This is a genomic window from Streptomyces sp. NPDC047869 (genome assembly GCF_040704065.1).
Lineage (GTDB): Bacteria > Actinomycetota > Actinomycetes > Streptomycetales > Streptomycetaceae > Streptomyces.
In genome coordinates this window covers 215118-236339 of sequence record NZ_JBEYRK010000004.1, presented here as the reverse complement: position 1 = coordinate 236339, position 21222 = coordinate 215118, and the positions used below count along the sequence as shown (strand labels likewise).

At 70.8% G+C, this 21222-nt stretch carries 19 protein-coding genes and 1 pseudogene; 12 read left to right on the top strand and 8 right to left on the bottom strand.

Going from position 1 to position 21222, the window contains the following annotated elements; translation table 11 throughout:
- Positions 1 to 23: 23 nt before the first annotated feature.
- Together AB0924_RS07905 and AB0924_RS07900 are read right to left on the bottom strand one after the other, a co-directional pair.
- Positions 24 to 815, bottom strand: a complete 792-nt coding sequence (locus AB0924_RS07905; protein ID WP_358927211.1) for an EI24 domain-containing protein — start codon at positions 813 to 815, stop codon at positions 24 to 26.
- A gap of 20 nt (positions 816 to 835) precedes the next feature.
- Positions 836 to 1273, bottom strand: a complete 438-nt coding sequence (locus AB0924_RS07900) for a MarR family transcriptional regulator (RefSeq protein WP_358927212.1) — start codon at positions 1271 to 1273, stop codon at positions 836 to 838.
- An 88-nt stretch (positions 1274 to 1361) separates the two neighbouring features.
- On the opposite strand from AB0924_RS07900, the gene AB0924_RS07895 reads away from it, so the two are divergent.
- Entirely contained in the window at positions 1362 to 2360 is a 999-nt protein-coding gene (locus AB0924_RS07895) for an NADP-dependent oxidoreductase (protein ID WP_358927213.1), read from the top strand.
- Positions 2361 to 2457: 97 nt separating this feature from the next.
- Positions 2458 to 2880 carry an organic hydroperoxide resistance protein gene (locus AB0924_RS07890; protein ID WP_358927214.1) on the top strand — a complete coding sequence of 141 codons (423 nt, stop codon included), beginning with the start codon at positions 2458 to 2460 and terminating at the stop codon, positions 2878 to 2880.
- Between the two features lie 66 nt (positions 2881 to 2946).
- Here AB0924_RS07890 and AB0924_RS07885 read toward each other — a convergent pair whose 3' ends face one another.
- Both AB0924_RS07885 and AB0924_RS07880 read right to left on the bottom strand, forming a co-directional pair.
- On the bottom strand, positions 2947 to 4107 hold the full coding sequence (locus AB0924_RS07885) for a serine hydrolase domain-containing protein (protein ID WP_358927215.1): 1161 nt from the start codon (positions 4105 to 4107) through the stop codon (positions 2947 to 2949).
- 142 nt (positions 4108 to 4249) lie between these two features.
- Positions 4250 to 5359 carry a hypothetical protein gene (locus AB0924_RS07880; protein ID WP_358927216.1) on the bottom strand — a complete coding sequence of 370 codons (1110 nt, stop codon included), beginning with the start codon at positions 5357 to 5359 and terminating at the stop codon, positions 4250 to 4252.
- 202 nt (positions 5360 to 5561) lie between these two features.
- Here AB0924_RS07880 and AB0924_RS07875 point away from each other — a divergent pair, with 202 nt between their 5' ends.
- The 8 genes and pseudogenes from AB0924_RS07875 (at position 5562) to AB0924_RS07840 (ending at position 15815) form a co-directional block, all read left to right on the top strand.
- Complete coding sequence (locus AB0924_RS07875; RefSeq protein WP_358927217.1) at positions 5562 to 6719, top strand: mandelate racemase/muconate lactonizing enzyme family protein; 1158 nt, start codon at positions 5562 to 5564, stop codon at positions 6717 to 6719.
- Complete coding sequence (locus AB0924_RS07870; protein ID WP_366910938.1) at positions 6716 to 7729, top strand: alcohol dehydrogenase catalytic domain-containing protein; 1014 nt, start codon at positions 6716 to 6718, stop codon at positions 7727 to 7729. Before AB0924_RS07875 ends, AB0924_RS07870 begins: the two co-directional genes overlap by 4 nt.
- Positions 7730 to 7840: 111 nt before the next feature.
- On the top strand, positions 7841 to 8809 hold the full coding sequence (locus AB0924_RS07865; RefSeq protein WP_358927219.1) for a hypothetical protein: 969 nt from the start codon (positions 7841 to 7843) through the stop codon (positions 8807 to 8809).
- Between the two features lie 38 nt (positions 8810 to 8847).
- Positions 8848 to 9957 (top strand): multiple monosaccharide ABC transporter substrate-binding protein, encoded by a 1110-nt coding sequence (gene chvE / locus AB0924_RS07860; protein WP_366910937.1) that lies wholly within the window; start codon positions 8848 to 8850, stop codon positions 9955 to 9957.
- A gap of 34 nt (positions 9958 to 9991) precedes the next feature.
- Positions 9992 to 11551 (top strand): multiple monosaccharide ABC transporter ATP-binding protein, encoded by a 1560-nt coding sequence (gene mmsA / locus AB0924_RS07855; RefSeq protein WP_366910936.1) that lies wholly within the window; start codon positions 9992 to 9994, stop codon positions 11549 to 11551.
- A complete protein-coding gene (mmsB, locus tag AB0924_RS07850) occupies positions 11548 to 12792 on the top strand; it encodes a multiple monosaccharide ABC transporter permease (RefSeq protein WP_358927222.1) in 1245 nt (414 codons plus the stop codon). Before mmsA ends, mmsB begins: the two co-directional genes overlap by 4 nt.
- Positions 12793 to 12850: 58 nt before the next feature.
- Positions 12851 to 13997, top strand: a pseudogene (locus tag AB0924_RS07845) (aldose epimerase family protein).
- Positions 13998 to 14117: 120 nt separating this feature from the next.
- Entirely contained in the window at positions 14118 to 15815 is a 1698-nt protein-coding gene (locus tag AB0924_RS07840; protein ID WP_358927224.1) for a histidinol-phosphate transaminase, read from the top strand.
- Between the two features lie 27 nt (positions 15816 to 15842).
- Here AB0924_RS07840 and AB0924_RS07835 read toward each other — a convergent pair whose 3' ends face one another.
- The gene (locus AB0924_RS07835; RefSeq protein WP_366910935.1) at positions 15843 to 16211 is read right to left on the bottom strand and encodes a hypothetical protein; all 369 of its coding nucleotides are present in this window, start codon (positions 16209 to 16211) and stop codon (positions 15843 to 15845) included.
- Between the two features lie 20 nt (positions 16212 to 16231).
- Positions 16232 to 16882, bottom strand: a complete 651-nt coding sequence (locus AB0924_RS07830) for a hypothetical protein (protein ID WP_358927226.1) — start codon at positions 16880 to 16882, stop codon at positions 16232 to 16234.
- Between the two features lie 220 nt (positions 16883 to 17102).
- On the opposite strand from AB0924_RS07830, the gene AB0924_RS07825 reads away from it, so the two are divergent.
- Together AB0924_RS07825 and AB0924_RS07820 are read left to right on the top strand one after the other, a co-directional pair.
- A complete protein-coding gene (locus tag AB0924_RS07825; protein WP_366910934.1) occupies positions 17103 to 19106 on the top strand; it encodes a trypsin-like serine protease in 2004 nt (667 codons plus the stop codon).
- A 110-nt stretch (positions 19107 to 19216) separates the two neighbouring features.
- Positions 19217 to 19765: a hypothetical protein gene (locus AB0924_RS07820; RefSeq protein ID WP_366910933.1), complete on the top strand. Its 549-nt coding sequence runs from the start codon at positions 19217 to 19219 to the stop codon at positions 19763 to 19765.
- A gap of 69 nt (positions 19766 to 19834) precedes the next feature.
- On the opposite strand, the gene AB0924_RS07815 is transcribed toward AB0924_RS07820, so the two are convergent.
- Both AB0924_RS07815 and AB0924_RS07810 read right to left on the bottom strand, forming a co-directional pair.
- Entirely contained in the window at positions 19835 to 20485 is a 651-nt protein-coding gene (locus tag AB0924_RS07815; RefSeq protein ID WP_358927229.1) for a DUF4360 domain-containing protein, read from the bottom strand.
- A gap of 208 nt (positions 20486 to 20693) precedes the next feature.
- On the bottom strand, positions 20694 to 21152 hold the full coding sequence (locus AB0924_RS07810) for an Rrf2 family transcriptional regulator (protein WP_199210411.1): 459 nt from the start codon (positions 21150 to 21152) through the stop codon (positions 20694 to 20696).
- Between the last annotated feature and the right edge of the window lie 70 nt (positions 21153 to 21222).

The following is a 21222-nucleotide window of genomic DNA, read 5'->3' as shown; positions in this document are numbered from 1 at the left end:
CGCGGCCACAGGGCGGAAGGGGTTCAGGACGCGATCGGTTCGGTCGTCTCGGCGGGGGCGGGGCCGGCGCTTTCCTCGCCCAGGAGGTCGCGGGCCAGGAGGGTGGCGCCGGCCACCGCGCCCGGCATCAGGAAGACCGCGACGAACGGGAGCAGGAAGGACAGGCCGAGCGGGGTGCCGAAGCCCCAGACCAAGGTCTTGCGGGAGCGCAGCAGAGTGAGTCGGGCGCGCAGGTCCACACCGCGGCGCTGGAGGGCGATGGCGGTCAGTTCCTCGGTGAGGAAGAACCCGGTGACGAAGAAGCCGATCACCGGGACGACCGTCTGGCCGACGAGGGGCAGGAAGCCGGCGGCGAAGAGCAGCACGCCCCACAGCAGGGCCCGGACCAGGATCCGCAGGCTGTCCCGGGCCGAGATCCACAGCTCGCGCCAGAGCGGGAGGCCCGACTCGGGCGCCGTGCCGTCGGGCGAGACGTCCTCGTCGACCTTCTCCGACAGGCTGTCGTAGAAGGGCTGGCCGATCAGCAGGGTGAGGGCCGTGAAGGTGAGGACGGCCAGCAGCAGACCCAGGGCGAACAGGACGGCCGTCAGGAAGCCGCGGAAGAGGCCCTGCCAGGGGCTCCCCCAGTCGTCCGCGAACGGGGTGGCCCAGGCGACCCCGTCCTCGCCCCACACGGCGAGCACGATCAGCGCCGCCGCGTAGAGGACCAGCGTGATCAGGCCCGGCAGCAGACCGAAGCCGTACTGGCGGCCGTGCCGGGCGACCCAGCGCTGGCCCGCCACGAGATAACCGAAACCCACCCCGAGATCGCGCATGGCGGAGACTTTACTAAGTCTCAGGCGTCCAGCATCCGCCGCAGCAGGTCCCGCAGGGTCCGCCGCTCCTCGGCGGAGAGCCCGGCGAGGGGCTCACGCGCGAAGCGCAGGCCCTCGCGCAGGTCCCGGGCGACCCTGCGGCCCTCGTCGGTGGCGGCGGCCAGCTTCACCCGGCGGTCCGTGGGGTCGGGGCGGCGCTCCGCCAGGCCCCGGGACTCCAGCCGGTCGACTATCCCGGTCACGTTCGACGGCTCGCACTTCAGCTTGTGCGCGAGCTTGCGCATCGGCAGCGGCTCCAGCGACAGCAGGCTGAGCAGGCGTGCCTGGGGGCCGGTCAGCGCGTGAGCGGCCGCCGCCTCCTCGTAGTCCGCGTAGAAGCGGGCCACGACGTCCCCGATCAGCTCGACGACCTCCATGGTCAGCTCGTCGGGGCGGCGGGTATTCGGTGGTGTGGCCATGTCGTCCAGGATACCGGGTTGCTTGACATCGTGAAATATTCAGGCTCATTGTTGTTTCAGGTACTGAAGTAAATGAAAGGCGACCCCCATGATCAACCGCGAGTGGCACCTTGTCAGCCGGCCGGTGGGCTGGCCGAAGCCCGAGGACTTCGCCCTGGTCGAGACGCCCGTCCCGACCCCCGGCGAGGGCCAGGTACTGGTGCGGAACGAGTACCTCTCCGTGGACCCCTACATGCGCGGCAGGATGTCGGCGGCCAAGTCGTACGCGGCCCCGTTCGAGCTGGACAAGGTCATGCAGGGCGGTGCGGTCGGCGAGGTCGTCGCCTCCAACGCCGAGGGCATCGCGGTCGGCGACCACGTCCTGCACTTCTTCGGATGGCGCGAGTACGCGGCCGTGGACGCGAAGAACGCCGTCAAGGTCGACCCCCAGGCCGCCCCGCTGTCGACGTACCTCGGCGTCCTCGGCATGACGGGTCTGACCGCGTACGCGGGCCTGCTGCGCACCGCCTCCCTCAAGGAGGGCGACGTCGTCTTCGTGTCCGGCGCGGCGGGCGCGGTCGGCAGCCAGGTCGGGCAGATCGCGAAGCTCAAGGGCGCCTCGCGGGTCATCGGCTCGGCCGGCTCCGACGAGAAGGTCCGGCTGCTGACGGAGGAGTACGGCTTCGACGCCGCCTTCAACTACAAGAACGGCCCCGTGAGCGAGCAGCTGCGCGCGGCCGCCCCCGACGGGATCGACGTCTACTTCGACAACGTCGGCGGCGATCACCTGGAGGCCGCCATCGGGTCACTGAACCTGGGCGGCCGGATCGCCGTCTGCGGCATGATCTCCGTCTACAACAACACCGAGCCGGCCCCCGGCCCGCGCAACCTGGCCCGCCTCATCCAGACCCGCGGCCGTATCGAGGGCTTCCTGGTCGGTGACCACTACGACCTGCAGCCGCAGTTCGTCCAGGAGGTCGGCCCCTGGGTCGCCTCGGGCGCGCTGAAGTACCGCGAGACCGTGGTCGAGGGCATCGAGAACAACCTGGAGGCGTTCCTCGGGGTCCTGCGCGGCGACAACACCGGGAAGATGATCGTCAAGCTCTGACCCTGGCCGGGGCTTTCCGGGATGCGGTAACTTCATTCCGAAATCCGCCGTCGATCGTGGGCGCGAGTCACGGCGGACCGAGGAGGAAGACAACCGCATGCCCATTCAGCAGTCCGACGTCCTGTACACGGCCGTCGCCACCGCCGAGAACGGCCGCGACGGCCGTGTCGCCACCGACGACGGGAAGCTCGACGTCGTCGTGAACCCGCCGAAGGAGATGGGCGGCAGCGGCGCCGGCACCAACCCGGAGCAGTTGTTCGCCGCCGGGTACAGCGCCTGCTTCCAGGGCGCGCTCGGCGTGGTCGCCCGGCAGGAGGGCGCCGACGTCTCCGGTTCGACCGTCACCGCCAGGGTCGGGATCGGCCGGAACGAGGACGGCTTCGGGATCGTCGTGGAGATCTCCGCGGACATCCCGCACGTCGACGGGGCCACCGCGCGGGCACTGCTCGAGAAGGCGCACCAGGTGTGCCCCTACTCGAAGGCGACGCGCGGCGACGTCACCGTGACGCTGGCCCGGTAACGATCGTTGCGCACTGCGGCGGCCGCATCCTTGGACGTGGGATGCGGCCGCCGTCGTACGCCCGTGTCATCCGGCAGCCAGCGCCGCCCGGTGGACGGCCGCCGCCAGCCGGTCGTTCTCCGCGGCCGAGCCGCCCGGGAACGCGAACCGGCGCCTGGTGTAGCCGTAGGCGAGGCCGCTGCGCGGATCGGCGAAGGCCTGGGAGCCGGCGGCGCCGCTGTGGCCGATCGCGCCGGCGCCCAGGAAGGGGTGCCAGGTGTCGGCGGTGTCCTGGAAGCCGAGGCCGTACGACTTGTGGGCCCGGGCCACCAGGTCGTAGCCGGTGGAGTGCGGCTGCCCGAACTCCGCGACCGTGTCCTGCTTCAGCAGCGGGGCCTTGCCGTCCACCTCGCTGATCATCGCCGCGTACATCCCGGCCAGACCGCGCGCCGACGCGACACCGCCCACCGACGCCGGGCCCTGGGCGCGTACCGCGCGCTCGTTCGGCAGCGACTCCAGGTCGGTCGGCTCGGCCGGGTGCCGGTTGAAGGCGATCGAGCCGAGGGTGTGCGGCCCGCTCGGCAGCGCGTCGAGCACCGCCTGCTCCTCGGGGGTGAGCAGCATGGGCAGGGTGGTGCGGAAGCGGGCCTCGCGGGAGGCCGGCAGGCCCAGGTGGAAGTCCAGCCCGTAGGGGGCTCGCACGCGCTCCTCGTACACCTCCTGGAGCGTACGGCCGGTGGCACGGCGGACGACCTCGCCGGTGAGCGCGCCGATCACCAGGGCGTGGTAGCCGAAGGCCGTGCCCGGCCGCCAGAACGGCCGCTGGTCGGCAAGGCGTTCGGCCAGTGCCCGGTCGTCGGCCAGCTCGGCCGTGGTGAACCCGGTGTCGGTGCCGATCAGGCCGGCCCGGTGCGCGAGCAGCTCGCGCAGGGTCAGCGCGCCCTTGCCCTCGGCCCCGAACTCCGGCCAGTAGTAGGTGACCCTGCGGTCCAGCTCCAGCGTGCCGTCCTGCACCAGCAGGGCCACGACGAGGTGCGCGGCGCCCTTGGTGGACGAGAACACGCCGTACAGCGAGTCACCGTCGGCACCCTCGCCCACCCACAGGTCGACCACCCGCCGGCCGTGCACATGGGCGCACAACTGGCCCTCGTAGTCGTCCCGTTCCTCCGCCACGAAGGCGGCGAACTCCTCGCGCACCGCCTCGTAGCCCTCGGCGACCGTGCCGTGCACGGTGATTCCCCGCGTCATCCGCCCTCCTCGACCGAGCCGCTCGCGCGTCGCTCCCTTTTGTGCCCCACGCCCGCATCACCACCTGACGTTCCCGGGATCGGTACGGCGGGGTGCACCCGTTCGACTCAACCGTGTCGAGCGCGGACCGGATTCGCGGGTCCTAGGTGCACCACCACAGGAACCGGTTGCACGTCCTCGTCGGGGACGCGGTGGGGGTCGGGTCCGAGGTCGTCGGGCCGGCCGTCGGGGTGGCGGTGGGCCGGGACGAGGGCTGGGCCGGCGGGGCCGCGGTCGTCGTACCCGCGCCCGAGGTGGCGGACTGCTCCGCGTTGTCACCGGCGGCGGGGGACTTGGAGGACTTGTCCTTCGGGGACTCGGAGGCCGAGGCCGAGGCCGACGGGCCGGAGGACGACGAGGCGCTCGGCGCCGTCGTACGGACGGAGGTGCCGTCTGCGGGAGCCGCCGTGCGGCCCGGGGACGCGGAGGCGCTGCCGCCCTCGGCCGAGGTGTCCCCGGCCGTCGTCGAGGTGTCACCGCTGAAGGGCGCGAAGGTGGCGTCCGTGCCGAGTTCGGCGATGCTGAGCCCGCCGGCGGCCAGCACGAACCCGGTGGCGATCAGCACCGTCCGGCGTCTGCGGCGCCGGTGTGCGGCGGCCTTGCGGTCCCGGCGGCTGGCGTCGGCGACGGCGGGGCCGTCGGCGTCCTGGCCGCCCACGGCTCCCCCGCGGCCCCTGCCCCGGCCCCGCGACTGACGCCGGGCGGCACGGCCCACGGGCTCGTCGTGGGCTTCCGGGTCGTCGTACTCGTCCCGGTCGTGCGCCTCGTCGTCGGCGTGGGCGTCGCCGTAGTCCGCGTGGTCGTCGTGGTCCGCGTGGTCCGCGTGGTCCGCGTGGTCTCCGTACGCGTCGCCCCGGCCGGCGTGCCCGCCGTGCCCGCCCGTAGTCACCTGGCCGTCGGAGCCCGCGTGGTGCCCGGCCGCGCCGTCGTACGTGTAGGCGTCCGGGACCGCCGCGGCGCCGAACTGCTGCGGTACGCGCACGTCCTGCGCCGCCGGGTGGGTGAGACCGCCGGAGTGCCCGGGTGCGTGCGTCGCGGGCCCGCCGCCGTGGCCGGCGTACGCGTGCCCCGCCGGGGCGCCGGTGTGGGCCTCCTGGCCGTACGGACCCGCCACCGCGCCCGCGCGCGGGGCGGAAGGCTGGGCCGGTGCGCCACATCCCGGGCAGGCCAGGGCGCCGTTGAGGTGCCGTTGGCACGGGTGGCAGAAGTCCATGACGCCGGAAGACTAGATTCCCCGCCGGTCACGTAACCAGGCACCTCTGTGAAGGTTTCGTGCGGGACCGAAAAGGTTCCCGAAAGTCATGTCGAAACTGTTACCTGTTCGACCCATTGACACCCCCGCCACGCCGTCCTTACTGTCACGCCAGCATTTCGAACGAGTGACGAAATCTCGAACAGTCTGAGGGGCAACTGCCGTGCGCATCACCGGAATCAGCACGCACGTGGTCGGGACACCGTGGCGCAACCTGACCTACGTCCAGGTGCACACCGACGAGGGGATCACGGGAGTCGGCGAGACCCGGATGCTCGGCCACACCGACGCGCTGATCGGCTATCTGCGCGAGGCCGAGGCCAACCACATCCTCGGATCGGACCCGTTCGCTGTCGAGGACCTCGTGCGGCGGATGAAGTACGGCGACTACGGGCGGGCCGGCGAGATCGTCATGTCAGGCATCGCGGTCGTCGAGATGGCCTGCTGGGACATCAAGGGCAAGGCGCTCGGCGTGCCGGTGTGGCAGCTGCTGGGCGGCAAGGTCACCGACCGGGTCAAGGCGTACGCCAACGGCTGGTACACCACCGAGCGGACGCCGGAGGCGTACCACAAGGCCGCCCAGGGGGTCATGGAGCGCGGCTACAAGGCGCTGAAAATCGACCCCTTCGGCACCGGGCACTTCGAACTGGACCACGAGCAGACCCTGTACGCGGTCTCCCTCATCGAGGCCGTGCGGGACGCAATCGGACCGGACGCCGAGCTGATGCTGGAGATGCACGGCCGCTTCTCCCCCGCCACCGCCGTCCGGCTGGCGAAGGAGATGGCGCCCTTCAAGCCGGCCTGGCTGGAGGAGCCGTGCCCGCCGGAGAACCTGAAGGCGCTGGAGAAGGTGGCCGCCAAGGTGGACATCCCGGTCGCCACCGGTGAACGCATCCACGACCGCATCGAGTTCCGCGAGCTCTTCGACAGCCAGTGCGTCGACATCATCCAGCCCGACGTCGGCCACATCGGCGGCATCTGGGAGACCCGGAAGCTGGCCGCCACCGCCGAGACCCACTACATGCTCGTCGCCCCGCACAACGTGGGCGGGTCCGTGCTGACCGCCGCCTCGCTCCAGGTCGGCTTCACCTCGCCGAACTTCAAGATCCTGGAGCACTTCAACGACTTCGCCGACGCGGACATCAAGAAGGTGGTCAAGGGGGCCCCGGAGGTCGTGGACGGCTACTTCCACCTCTCCGACCGGCCCGGTCTCGGCGTCGAGCTGGACACCGACGCGGCCGCCGAGTTCCCGCAGCAGCAGGCCCGGTTCGACCTGTGGGCCGAGGGCTGGGAGCAGCGCAAGCCGAAGGACACGAAGTGACCTCGCCGGGTTCGCAGGTCCTCATCGAGGCGCCGGGCGTGCACCGGGTCGAGGAGCACACGCCCCGGCAGCCCGGTCCCGGCGAGGCGCTGATCGCGGTGCACGCGGTGGGCATCTGCGGCAGCGACCGCGAGGTGTACCAGGGCAACCGGCCTCCGGGGTACGTCCGTTACCCGCTCACGCCCGGCCACGAGTGGTCCGGGACCGTGCGCGCGGTGGGCGCCGGGGTGCCGGACGGCCTGGTCGGCCGCAAGGTCGTCGGTGAGGGCTTCCGCAACTGCCAGGTGTGCGACCGCTGTCACGCGGGCGAGACCACGCTGTGCACGGCCGGGTACGAGGAGACCGGGTTCACCCGGCCGGGCGCCATGGCGGCCACCCTCACCCTGCCGGCCCGGCTCCTGCACCCGCTGCCGGACGAGGCCGACCTCACCGCCGCCGCCCTGCTGGAGCCGGCCGCCTGCGTCGCGGCCGCCGCGCTGAAGGCCCGGGCCCTGCCGGGCGAGCGGGTCGCGGTGGTCGGCACGGGCACGCTCGGGATGTTCGCGGTGCAGCTCCTGAAGGCGGTTTCGCCTGCGGAACTGCTGGTCGTGGGCACCGGATACGACCGGGAGGCACTGTCCCGGCGGTTCGGGGCGAGCGACTTCCGGCTCAAGGACCAGCCGTTGCCCGGCGACTTCGACGTCGTGATCGAGACCGCCGGGTCCGCGTCCGCCGCGCGCACCGCGGCCGCGCTGCTCAGGCGCGGCGGACGGCTGGTGCTGACGGGCATCCCGGCGCCGGGCGCGGACGGGCTCGACCCGACCGACCTGGTCGTACGGCAACTGGAGGTGCACACCGTCTTCGGGGCGCCGCCGGACGCCTGGGCGCATGCCGTGCGGGTCTTCGGCGCCGGGCTGCTCGACCCGCTGCCCCTGGTCACCCACGAGCTGCCGCTGACCGAGTTCCCGCAGGCCATCGAGCTGGTGGGGGCCGGTGATCCGAAGGTGGGCAAGGTGCTGCTCCGTCCCTGACCGTGCGCCGGCCGGGACGTGACCCGACGGCGCCCCGGCCGGTGCACCAAGGCCTTTTCCATACCCAGAGACGCGAACCTTGTCCGAAATACCGAACACGAAGGACAGCTAGTGACCGACGCTTCCGCTCCGGCAGCCCGCAGGCCCGGCGAGCAGGTGCTCGCCGCACTCGGCCTGGACGCGCCCGCCCTCGACCCCGCCGACACCTCCGCCCACGGCTTCCCGGGCGGCGGCCGCTGGCGCACCGAGATTCCCTCGTGCGAGGGTCCCGAAGCGCTGGCGGTCGTACTGAAGGAGGCCTCGCGCCTCGATGTGCCGATCCACCGGATCAGCCAGGGCAGCGGCGTGTGGATGCTCACCGACGCCGAGATCACCGAGATGGTCGAGGCGACCGCCGAACGGGACATCGAACTCTGCCTGTTCACCGGCCCGCGCGGCACCTGGGACATCGGCGGCTCGGTGCGCTCCGACTCGCGGGGGGCCGGACTGCGCGCCCGGGGCCACGACGCCGTCGCCGGCTGTGTCGAGGACGCCGTCCGCGCCACCGAGCTGGGCGTCAAGTGCCTGCTGGTGGCCGACGAGGGCGTGCTGTGGACCCTGCACCGGGCGCGCACGGCCGGGATCATCCCGGCCGACACCACCCTGAAGGTCTCCGCGCTGATCGGCCCGGTCAACCCGGCCTCGTACGCGGTCTACGAGCGGCTCGGCGCCGACTCCGTCAACGTGCCCAGCGATCTGACGCTCGAGCATCTCACCGAGATCCGCCGGGTCTCCGGCGCCCCCATGGACATGTACATCGAGGCCCCCGACGACCTCGGCGGCTATGTGCGGATGTACGAGGTCGCCGAGCTGATCCGGCGCGGCGCACCGCTCTACCTGAAGTTCGGCCTGTCCAAGGCTCCCGGCATCTACCCGTGGGGCACCCATCTGCGGGACGTGACCCTGGACACCGCCCGGGAGCGGGTGCGGCGCGGCCGGCTCGCCCTGGACCTGCTCGCCCGGCACGGCGCGGACCGCGACATGGCGCCGCTCGGCTCCCGGCTGCCCGGGACGCTGCACCGTTTCCCGACCACCGCGTGACCCCTCTCAACGACGAGAAGAAACAAGGACGGATCACCATGCTCAACCGCAGAGCCGCATTCGCCGCGATGGCCACCGCCGCCTCGCTCGCCCTCACCCTGACCGCCTGCGGCCAGAACAGCGAGGGCGGCAGCGACGACAAGGGCGGGGACGCCAAGGGCGGCACGATCGGCATCGCGATGCCGACCAAGTCCTCGGAACGCTGGATCGCCGACGGCAAGAACGTCGAGAAGAACCTCCAGGCCAAGGGCTACAAGACCAAGCTGGTCTACGGCGAGGACAACCCGGAGACCCAGGTCTCGCAGATCGAGAACCTGATCACGCAGGGCGTGAAGGGCCTGATCGTCGCGGCGATCGACAACAAGTCCCTGAACAACGTCCTCCAGGAGGCCGCGGACGCGGACATCCCGGTCATCGCCTACGACCGTCTGATCCTCGGCACCGAGAACGTCGACTACTACGCCTCGTTCGACAACGAGAAGGTCGGCAAGCTGCAGGGCCAGTACATCGTCGACCAGCTCGGGCTGAGCAAGGGCAAGAAGGGCCCCTTCAACCTCGAACTGTTCGCCGGCTCCAACGACGACAACAACACCAAGTACTTCTTCGGCGGGGCGATGAGCGTCCTCCAGCCGTACATCGACAAGAAGCAACTGGTCGTCAAGTCCGGGCAGACCAAGATCAACCAGGTCGTCACCCTGCGCTGGGACGGCACCACCGCGCAGAAGCGCATGGAGGACATCCTCACCTCGTCCTACAAGAGCGGCCGGGTCGACGCGGTCCTCTCGCCCTACGACGGCATCTCCATCGGCATCCTGTCCGCGCTGAAGTCGGACGGCTACGGCTCCGGCAGCAAGGCGCTGCCCGTCATCACCGGCCAGGACGCCGAGCTGGCCTCGGTGAAGTCGATCATCTCCGGCCAGCAGACGCAGACCGTCTACAAGGACACCCGGCAGCTCGCCAAGGTCGCGGCCACCATGGTCGACGACGTCCTGCAGGACAAGAAGCCGCAGGTCAACGACTCCAAGACCTACGACAACGGCAGCAAGGTCGTACCCGCCTACCTGCTCCAGCCGGTCAGCGTCGACAAGTCCAACTACAAGCAGGTCCTGGTCGACGGCGGCTACTACACCGAGTCCGAGCTGAAGTAACCCGCCCGCTACCTACGGATTGGAAGGCACGACCATGGCGGGACCCGTCCTGGAAATGCGCTCGATCGTCAAGACCTTTCCCGGTGTCAAGGCGCTGTCGGACGTCACCCTGACCGTCCGGCAGGGCGAGGTCCACGCCATCTGCGGGGAGAACGGCGCCGGCAAGTCGACCCTGATGAAGGTGCTCTCCGGCGTCCACCCGTACGGCAGTTACGAGGGAGACGTCCTCTTCGAGTCGGAGGTCTGCCAGTTCAAGGACATCCGGGCCAGTGAGCAGCACGGCATCGTCATCATCCACCAGGAGCTTGCGCTGGTGCCGTACCTCTCCATCGCGGAGAACCTCTTCCTCGGCAACGAGCACGCCCGGCGCGGGCTCATCAACTGGAACGAGACCCTGCGGCACGCCACCGAACTGCTGCGCCGGGTGGGTCTGGACGAGCACCCGGAGACCCGCGTCGCCGACATCGGCGTCGGCAAGCAGCAGCTCGTGGAGATCGCCAAGGCGCTGTCGAAGCAGGTGAAGCTGCTCATCCTGGATGAGCCCACCGCCGCGCTGAACGACGAGGACAGCGGCAAACTCCTCGATCTCATCCTGGAGTTGAAGAAGCAGGGCATCACCTCGATCATCATCTCCCACAAGCTCAACGAGATCCGCCGGGTCGCCGACTCGGTGACGATCATCCGGGACGGCCGGTCCATCGAGACGCTGGACGTGAAGGCGCCGGAGACCACCGAGGAGCGGATCATCGCGGGCATGGTCGGCCGCGACCTCGACCACCGCTTCCCGGAACGCACCCCGCACCATCCGGAGGAGGGCACGGCACCGGCGCTGGAGATCCGCGGCTGGACCGTGCACCACCCGATCGACCAGCAGCGCAAGGTCGTGGACGACGTCTCGCTCCAGGTCCGCCGCGGGGAGATCGTCGGCATCGCGGGCCTGATGGGCGCCGGCCGCACCGAACTGGCGATGAGCGTCTTCGGGCGCGCCTACGGCCGGTACGCGGGCGGCACGGTCCTGAAGGACGGCAAGGAGATCCGCACCAAGTCCGTGGCGGAGGCGGTCGGGCACGGGATCGCGTACGTCACCGAGGACCGCAAGCACTACGGCCTCAACCTCATCGACACCATCAACCGCAACATCTCGCTGACCGCCCTGAGCAAGGTGGCCAGGCGGGGCGTCGTCGACGAGCACGAGGAGCGGCAGGTCTCCGAGGGCTTCCGCAGGACCATGAACATCAAGGCACCGACCGTGTTCGAGCCGGTGGGCAAGCTGTCGGGCGGCAACCAGCAGAAGGTCGTCCTCAGCAAGTGGATCTTCGCCGGCCCCGATGTGCTGATCCTCGACGAGCCGACCCGCGGCATCGACGTGGGTGCCAAGTACGAGATCTACACGGTGATCGACCAACTCGCCGCCGAGGGCAAGGCGGTGGTCTTCATCTCCTCCGAGCTGCCCGAACTGCTCGGCATGTGCGACCGCATCTACACGATGGCCGCCGGGCGGCTGACCGGTGAGGTGCCGCGGGCCGAGGCCACGCAGGAAGTACTGATGCGCCATATGACGAAAGACACGCAGGACCAAGAGGTGACGCGATGAGCACGGATGTGACCGCCAAGAGCCCGGCCCCCGCGCCACCGGGCCGGGGCGGATCGGCCACCGGCAAGGGGCTGCTCCAGGTGGTGCTGGACGGCCTGCGCCGCAACATGCGCCAGTACGGCATGCTGCTCGCGCTCGGCCTGATCGTGGCCCTCTTCGCCGTCTGGACGGACGGGGACCTGCTGCTGCCCCGCAACGTCTCCAACCTGGTGCTGCAGAACAGCTACATCCTGGTGCTCGCGATCGGCATGATGCTGGTGATCATCGCCGGGCACATCGATCTGTCGGTCGGCTCGCTGACCGCGTTCGTGGGCGCCTTCGCCGCGGTGCTGACCGTCCAGCACGGTGTCGCCTGGCCGATCGCGCTGGTGCTGTGCCTGCTGGTGGGTGCGGCGGCCGGCTCGGTCCAGGGCTACCTCATCGCCTATCTGGGCATACCCTCCTTCATCGTCACGCTCGCCGGGATGCTGCTGTTCCGCGGTCTGACGGAGATCCTGCTCAAGGGCCAGACACTCGGCCCGTTCCCCGACGGGCTGCAGAAACTCGGCAACGGCTTCCTCCCGGAGACCGGCCCGGACACCAACTACCACAACCTCACCCTGCTGCTCGGTCTCGTCCTGATCGCGGCCGTGGTGTGGCAGGAGGTCCGGGACCGGCGCCGCCAGCAGGAGTTCGCGCTGGAGGTGCCGCCCACCCGGCTGTTCCTGCTGAAGCTGACCGCCCTGGTCGCCGCGATCCTCGCGCTCACCCTGCTGCTCGCCAGCTACAAGGGCGCCCCGATCGTGCTGATCATCCTCGGCGCGCTGGTCGTGGGCTACGGCTACGTCATGCGCAACGCGGTCTTCGGCCGTCACATCTACGCGATCGGCGGCAACCTGCCGGCGGCCAAGCTGTCCGGCGTGAAGGACAAGAAGGTCACCTTCCTTGTCTTCCTGAACATGGGCGTGCTCGCGGCCCTGGCGGGTCTGGTGGTAGCCGCCCGGCTGAACGCGGCCTCGCCGAAGGCGGGCGTCAACTTCGAACTCGAGGCGATCGCCTCCTCGTTCATCGGCGGCGCGTCCATGAGCGGCGGTGTCGGCACCGTCCTCGGCGCCATCATCGGCGGTCTCGTCCTCGGGGTGCTGAACAACGGCATGAACCTGTTGAGCGTCGGCACCGACTGGCAGCAGGTCATCAAGGGCCTGGCCCTGCTGGTGGCGGTCGGGTTCGACGTGTGGAACAAGCGCAAGTCCGGTTCGTAAGTCAGCTCGGGCCCCGCCGGATCACCGGCGGGGCCCCTTCCTTTCACGGGAGCCGCAAGTGGAACTGAACAGACGTACGGTCATTGCAGGAGCAGCGGCGGCGGGCATCGCCGCCACCACCCTCGGGGGCACCGCGCAGGCGGCCGCGGGCCACCGGCCGGGGAAGGAGCTCTTCGGCCGGCTCGCCGACGGCACCAAGGTGTACCGCTGGTCGCTGCAGAACGGCGGCATCCGGATGAAGGTGCTGTCGTACGGCGGGGTCGTCCAGACCCTGGAGGTCCCGGACGCCCGCGGCCGGCACGCCAACGTGGTCGCGGGCTTCGACGGCATCGACGACTACGTGGCGAAGAGCCCGTACTTCGGCGCGCTGATCGGCCGCTACGGCAACCGCATCGGCAAGGGGCAGTTCACCCTCGACGGCAAGAGCTACCAGCTCTCCGTCAACGACGGCGTGAACAGCCTGCACGGCGGCGCCAAGGGCTTCGACAAGCGGGTCTGGGACGTGGAGCCGTTCACCGACGGCTCCGACGTCGGCCTGCGCCTGTACTACACGAGCGTCGACGGGGAGATGGGTTACCCGGGCACGCTGCGGTCGACGGTGACGTACACGCTCACCCGGCGCGGCGAGTGGCGCGTCGACTACGAGGCCACCACCGACCGGGCCACCGTCGTCAACCTCACCAGCCACGTCTACTGGAACCTGGCCGGCGAGGGCAGCGGCACGATCGAGGACCACGAGCTCACCATCGCCGCCGCCCGGTACACGCCCACCGACTCCGGTCTGATCCCGACCGGTGAGCGCCAGGGTCGCGGGCACCCCGTTCGACTTCCGCCGCGCCAAGCCGATCGGCCGGGACATCCGGGCCGGCCACGAGCAGCAGGTGCTCGCCAAGGGCTACGACCACAACTGGGTGCTGGACAAGGGCGTCACGGCGCGGCCCGAGCACATCGCCACGCTCCGCGACCCGCGCTCGGGCCGCACCCTGCGGATCGCCACCGACCAGCCGGGCCTGCAGTTCTACTCCGGCAACTTCCTCGACGGCACCCTGACCGGCACCGGCGGCCGTACCTACCGCCAGGGCGACGCGCTGTGCCTGGAGACCCAGCACTTCCCGGACTCCCCGAACCACGCCGCCTTCCCGTCGACCGTGCTCCGGCCCGGGCAGACGTACCGGACGACCACGGTGCACACGTTCGGGGCGTGAGGTTCGCGCCGGGCGTGAATCGGCTCACACCATCGGTGAGTTGAACGCCACTGGCGCCCCCTCCGTATCCAAGGGCGGCCCGTGCTCCCCCGCACGGGCCACCCTTCGACGGAGGTCCCCTTGCCTGACAACGTCACCTCGTTGTTCCGCAACACCGCCGCGCACAGCCCTTCGATGGCGGCGCTGACGCGGGAGAGCGACGGGTCGGGCCCGGTGGACTTCTGCATCCCGTGCAACCCCTACTTCCCCACTCCCGCGATGTTCGAGGAGATGGCGGTCCGGTTGCGCGAGATCATCACGTACTACCCGAGCAGCGCCGACACCATCACCGCCGAGCTGTGCGGCCTGCTCCAGCTGCCGCCGCAGTGCGTGGCGATGGGCAACGGCTCGACGGAGCTGATCACCTGGATCGACCATCTGCTGGTCCGGGAGTCGCTGGCCGTGCCGGTGCCCACCTTCGGCCGCTGGACCGACCAGCCGATGGAGACCGGCAAGCGGGTGGACATGTTCCCGCTCCAGGAGGCGAACGGCTTCGGCCTGGACCTGGCGCAGTACGCGGAGTTCATCCGGGCCCGGGGCACCCGGGTGGCGGTCATCTGCAATCCGAACAACCCCGACGGCGGCTATCTGCACAAGCAGCAGATCGTGCAGTTCATGGACGCGATGGCGGACCTGGACCTGGTGGTGATCGACGAGTCCTTCCTGGAGTTCGCCGACGCCGAGGCCGAGCCGAGCGTGGTGCAGGAGGCCATGCTCCGTCCGAACGTGGTCGTGCTGCGCAGCCTCGGCAAGAACTTCGGACTGCACGGCATCCGGTTCGGCTACCTGGTGGCGAACCCGGCGCTGGCCGGCCGGGTCCGCTCGATGCTGCCGAAGTGGAACCTCAACTCCTTCGCCGAGCACGTGGTGTTCATGCTGCGCGAGCACGGCCCGGAGTACGCGCAGAGCCTGCTGCAGGTGCGCCGCGACCGCCTCGACATGGCCAGCCACCTCTCCGCGCTGCCCGGCCTCACCGTCTACCCCTCCCAGGGCAACTTCCTCTTCGTGCGCCTGCCCGTCGGCGCGGAAGGCACCGTGGTCCGGGACCGGCTGCTCACCGAGCACCGGATCCTGGTCCGCGAGTGCGGCAACAAGATCGGTTCGTCCAGCCGCTTCCTGAGACTCGTGGTGCGCCCCCAGGTCGACGTGCGTCGCCTGGTGTCCGGCCTGGAGCAGGTGCTCTACGGGACCAGGAGGGGAGCCGCCGTACCCGAGCTGAGCAACGGGACCAGCTACAGCTCGGGTACGGCGGCCGTGGACCGGCTGATGAGCGAGACCAACGGAGCCGGTGTGCAGGGACTGGCGGCACAGGCCGCCGGCGCCGGCCCCGCCCCGGCCGCCGGCACCGGCATGCCGCTCCCCGCCGCCACGCCGATGGGCGGCGGGATGCCGATGCCGGCGGCAGCCCAGGTCCCGCCGGCGGCGGCCCAGGTGCCAACGGCAGTGCCCACACCCCCAGCTCCGGCGCCGGTCCCCCTCCCGGCGCCGGTCCCCACGCCCGCGCCGATGGCCCCGGCGGCGATGGCCCCGCCTCCGGCCGCGATGCCCGCTCCGGCACCCGTGCCGGCCCCGGTGCCCGTGCCCGTCCCGGCGCCCGCCGCCGTGGGGCCCACCCCGCCCGGCGTCCCGGCGCGCGGCGGCCTCACCGCCGCCCAGGTGCGCGGGATGACAGCGCCGCCGGCACCGGCTCGCCCCACCGGCCTGACCCCGGCCCCGGCGACCGGCTGGCCCAACGCCCAGAGCTGGCCGAACGCGGCGGGGATGGGCCAGACGGGGTAGCGAACGCCTCAGCGGGGGCGCCGCCGGTCAGCCCCTGAAGCGCCGGTCGTAGCCGATCGAGTACACGCCGGCGGTGCCGCTCACCGAGCACGTCGCGGACGACACGCGGTTGCGGTAGACCCACTGGCCGGTGATCGTCCACTTGTGGCCACCGGTGTTGATACAGGTGACCACGGCTCTGTGCTGGCGCACTCCGCTGTTGCTGTCGCACTTCACGTTGCCGGTCTGACCGGAGTTGCTCGGGTACGTCGTACAGCTCTCACTCGCGGCGGCGGCGGTCTCCCACGCGCCGGAGGCGGCAAGGAGGCCGGCCGCGAGGACCGGTACGACCAGCAGGCGGGCGGGCTTCTTACGGCCGGGCTCGGTGTGACCGGACTCGGTGTGAGTGGGTTCCATGTGGTCGGTGTCCTTCGCCGTCAGAGGTGGCGGGTGGTCAGGCGCTTGCCGTACCGGTCGAGGAGGATGAGGTTCCAAGCGGTGGAGTCGTCGCCGTCGTCGCCGTCCCACCAGGTCGCGAACGTGTCGGCGAGCCGCTTGGCGTCGGCCTGGCCGCTCCCGCCGGTGTATGTGGTGGTGAGTTCGACGTCGTAGTCCCGGTCGCCGAGGTGGACGAGGACGGTCCGGTCCACGTGCTCGGCGGACCGCTTGCCTCCGTGCGCGGCGGCCCAGGTGCGGAACCGGGCCAGGAGATCGGGATCGGACTCGCGGCGCGTCACCTGCCGAACGGGCGGATGGCGGTCGGTGCCCGACTTCACGCCCTGCTTGCAGCCCAGCACCCAGGCGCCGCGGTCCTTCTCCACCACGTGTCGCGGCCGGGCCGTGAGGGACCGCCGGACACAGCCTCCCCATACCACCTCGCGGACCGCGGCGCCCTTGCCGCCGTCCTCGAAGAGCTGCTTGCCGGTCCGCCAACCGGCGTCGTACGCCGACGCGTAGCCGGGCTCGGTCCCGGCACGGGACGGGGCCGGCTCCGGCTTCCCGTTGCCGCCGCAGGCCACGGCGAGCAGGCCCAGCAGAGCCGTCGCGACCGTGAGCCCGAACGGCCCTGTTCTTGCCGGTGCGTTCATGCCCCGTGTCCCCTCTCGATGCTTCGCGGTCCAACCTGCTAGAGCGGTCTTGCGAAGCCTTGGTTGCCTCGTGGAATCGCCTTTACGTTCGAGGACCGATGTGGGTAGGGTCCACGATCGCAGCGGACCGGGCCGCACCGACCAGCGCCCGCGACGCAGCCGGACAACAGACCGGGCCGAACTGACCAGGGCCCGCGACACATCTGAATCAGGGGGAACTTTGAGGCTGAGACACAGCCTGGCCGCCGCCACCGCGATAGCGGCCGTCTTCGTCCCGTCGGCCGCCATGGCCGATTCCACACCCACCGTGCCGACAGCGAGTCCGAGCGGCTCACCGCTCAACCCGTCGGCGTCCGCCTCTCCCTCGCAGGGGGCGAGCCCGACCGCCACGCCCACCCCGTCCACCCCGTCCTCCTCGCCGTCGTCGGGTTCGGCGTCGCCGGGTTCGGCGTCGGCCACACCGCCGGCCTCGCCGTCCGGCCCGCCGGCCTCACCCAGTGCCTCGCCGAGCGCGAGCGGCACTCCCGGGGACGCGGCACCGGCGACCGAGCTGGAGAAGTTCTGGACGCCGGAGCGCATGGCACAGGCCGTCCCGGTGCAGGAGGACCAGCCTCTTCCGGGACAGTCGGGCGCCCGCCGGGGCAAGGCCGTCGCCCGGACCTCGCCGTCGCACACCTTCGAGGGCATCAAGGAGGTGGGCACGTTCTTCTGGCAGGACAGCGACCTGCAGTACCGCTTCTGCGCCGGAACCGTCGTCCCCTCCCCGGACAAGGACCTGGTGCTGACCGCGGCGCACTGCTTCGACAGCACCGACCAGCAGAAGAAGCTGGTGTTCGTGCCCAAGCACCACCGGGCCGACCCCAAGCCGTACGGGCTCTTCCCGATCAAGGTCGGGCAGATCTACGCCGACCCCCGGTACCTGCGCAAGGGCGGTGACCACGACTACACCGACCTGGACTTCGCCCTGCTGAAGACCGAGCCCCGCTCGGACGGCAAGAGGGTGCAGGACGTCGTCGGGGCGATCCCCATCGGTTACGGCACGGGCTTCGACCACCCCAAGACCAGGGTCATCGGCTATCCGTGGCTGCCGGACGACGACGGCAAGTACAAGCCCCACCAGGACCCGCTCGACTGCACGTCACCGATGAAGAAGTTCACCGCCGCCAGTTCCGGCGGCTGGAAGGGCGGCACCTTCTCGCAGATCGACTGCGACGGCTACGTCCGCGGCACCTCCGGCGGCCCCTTCATCATCGGAGGCGACCACCCGCAGGTCATCGGCGTGACGGGCGGCTGGCAGACCGGCGGCCACAGCGACGACACGTCCTACTCGTCCTACTTCGACACCGACCTCAAGCGGATCTACGACGCCGCGGTGGCCGGGAAGAAGCCGGCGCCGGTCGTACTGCCGGCCGCGTCGACGTGGCAGCATGCCAAGGACATCGCCTCCGGTTTCTTCGCCCTCGACGGGCCGGTCTCCGAGGACCGCATGGACATGTTCGTGCTGTGGTCCGACGGCGAGCTGACGATCTACCGCGGCGCGGACAAGGGACTGAACTACTTCGACAAGGAGATCAGGGTCCAGAAGCCCAACAAGCTGTGGGCCGAGCACGCCAAGCAGGTGGTGGCCGGTGACTTCACCGGCGACAACGGCTCGGACCTGCTCGTGCTGTGGACGGACGGCGAGGTCACCCTGTACCCGTCGGTGGACGAGAACGGCTTCCACGGCGAGAAGCAGATCGTCGCGCCGAACGCGACCTGGAAGCATGCCGAGGAGATGACCGCCGGACGGTACGGCGGGAACAAGTGGCAGGACGACCTCGTCGTCCGCTGGTCCGACGGTGAACTGACGGTCTACCAGAACACCGGGACGAGCCTCGGCAAGGAGATCAAGGTCGTCAACCCGAACAAGACCTGGACCCACGCCGTCGAGATCGGTTCCGGCGACTACACGCAGGGCGACACCTGGGACCTGGTGGTGCGCTGGTCCGACGGCGAGCTGACCCTCTACGACGACTTCACCGGAAGCGGCGATACCTGGGGCGAGCACAAGTGGAAGGCCCCCAATGACCTGTGGGAGCACGCCATGCTCGTCACGGGCGGGGACTTCAGCGACAACCCCTGGCCGGACGACACCCTCGTCCGCTGGTCGGACGGTGAGCTGAGCCTCTACACCGAGGGCAACGCGTCCGGGATCGGCAGCGAGCACCAGCTCGTCGCCCCCTGAGCCAAGCCCGAAGGGGGCTTCGCGACCGTCGTGGTCACGGAGCCCCTGCCGGCACGACGACGTTGCAGTCGGGTCGAGGGGCCCCGGGACGACGCCCTCGTGGAGGGTTTGTGAATCCGGTCGTGGGGATCCTCGTGACCGTGCTGATGAGCCGGCCCGGTTCCTCCGGCGACGACCGGGACAAGAGCGCGGAGCCGGCGCCCACGCGGTCCGCCGCCGCGGCCGGGTCCGGTGCTTCCGAGCGGCCCGCGGAGACCGCCGCCGTCGAGCGCGCGCTGTTCGGGCCGAAGGCCGTCGCGGCCGACACGACCGACCGCGGGTCCTTCGTCGACCTGGACACCTCGGAGCCGACCGTCACGGGTTCGGACATCGCCGGCGCGGACGTCACCTTCGGGGCGCCGACCGGGTCCGTGGAGCTGTCCGTGCCGGGGTCCGCCGAGAACCTGGCGCCGCTGCCCGCATCGGGGGCCGCGCCGACGGCAGCGCAGTGCGCGGAGAGTGTCCGGTCCAACGGCACCTACACCGCCGAGGTCGAGCCGGGCGACCGGTTCTGCCTGCTGACCGGCGAGGACCGGACGGCGTACCTCCGGGTCCGCACGGCGCCGGTGCAGGGCACCGGACGACTGGAGATCACCGTCTGGGACGCGGCCGCCGGCTGAGCCCCGGGCTCCGGCCGTCACGCCGGCCGGGCTGCCGCACACCAGGCGACAGCCCGACGCGGCGAGACACTAGTTGTGCGGGCACTCCTTCCAGGCCAGGTGGTACACCGTGCTGATGTCACCGTCGGTCGAGTCCATCGTCATGAAGCTGACCTTGCCGGGGTTGGCGCTGCCCGCGTTCACCCGTAGCTCGGTGTTGATGTTGAAGTTGCGCAGCACTCCGCAGGGCGCCCAGACCAGTTGGGCCCAGTCGGTGCTGTCGGTCGCCTGCCAGTCGTCGTTGTAGACGCCGCTGAACGGGTGGGTCCTCGACGCGGTGTTGGACGAGCCCTGGAAGTAGTACGACGCCTTCTGGGTGGCGGTCGCGCCGGGCTGGAGGGAGAGGAAGCCCCGGTAGTCCGCGCTGGCGACCGCGTAGGTGAAGCCCTGCGGGACGTGCACGACCAGGTTGAGCTGGCAGTTCTTCCGGAAGGCCGTGGGCTCGGAGTTGCCGCCGGCCTGGGCCAGGTAGTCGCTGTAGGTCACCGTGAAGGCGGTGTTGTCCGGGGAGACGGCGACGGCGGCCGTGCCGGCCGGGCAGCCGGAGCCGTTCACCGTGGCGACGTCGATGACGATCTTGTCCGGGGGCGGGTCGTCGAAGACGGACGACGGGGACTGGGCGGGTAGCGCGGTGGTGAGCAGAGCGGCTACGGCGCCGCTCAGCAGGAGTCCACCAGCCATGGCTTCTCCAGGTTGTCGAGTGGGGGGTTCGACCTCCGACCCATCCGTTCACCGTGGAAGAAACTGTGTTGAACCTGTGAAGGACGGAGAGGCGAGGGGAATCGTAGGAAGCCCCGCTCCGGCCCGGCAGGGCGAACTCCGGCCATTCACACCCGGCTTTTCACGCACCGCCCGCTCCCGGTCACGCCCCCGGCGCCCCGCCCGGTCCTCAGGGGTTCTCCCAGGCCGCCGGTTCCGCCGCCAGCGCCCGTACCGGCTCGGGCAGCGCACCGGCCGCGAGGTCGGCGACGGTGACGCCCTCCAGGATGCGGCGCACATTGGCGCGCAGGGCGATCCACAGCGGGAGCAGGGGCTCGGCCGTGCCTGTGTAGGCAAGGCCCGTCGGGCGCTCCCCGCGCACGGAGACGATCGGGCCGTCCACCGCCCGGATGACATCCGCCACGGTGATGGCGGCCGCGGCCCGGGCCAGCCGGTAGCCGCCGCCCCCGCCGCGCCTGCTGTCGACGACCCCCGCCCGCCTGAGGTCGCCCAGGATGCCCTCCAGGAACTTGTGGGGAATGTCCTGCTCGACAGCGATTTCCTCTGCCTTCACCGGGCCGTTACCCTCCCGTACGGCCAGCTCCAGAACCGCCCGTACCGCGTAATCCGCCCGCGCCGAGATCCTCATGGGTCCATTGTGGGGCGTATCTCCATGGAGAATGGCCGGACCGCGCCCCCGTAAGATCGCCGGGAGGATC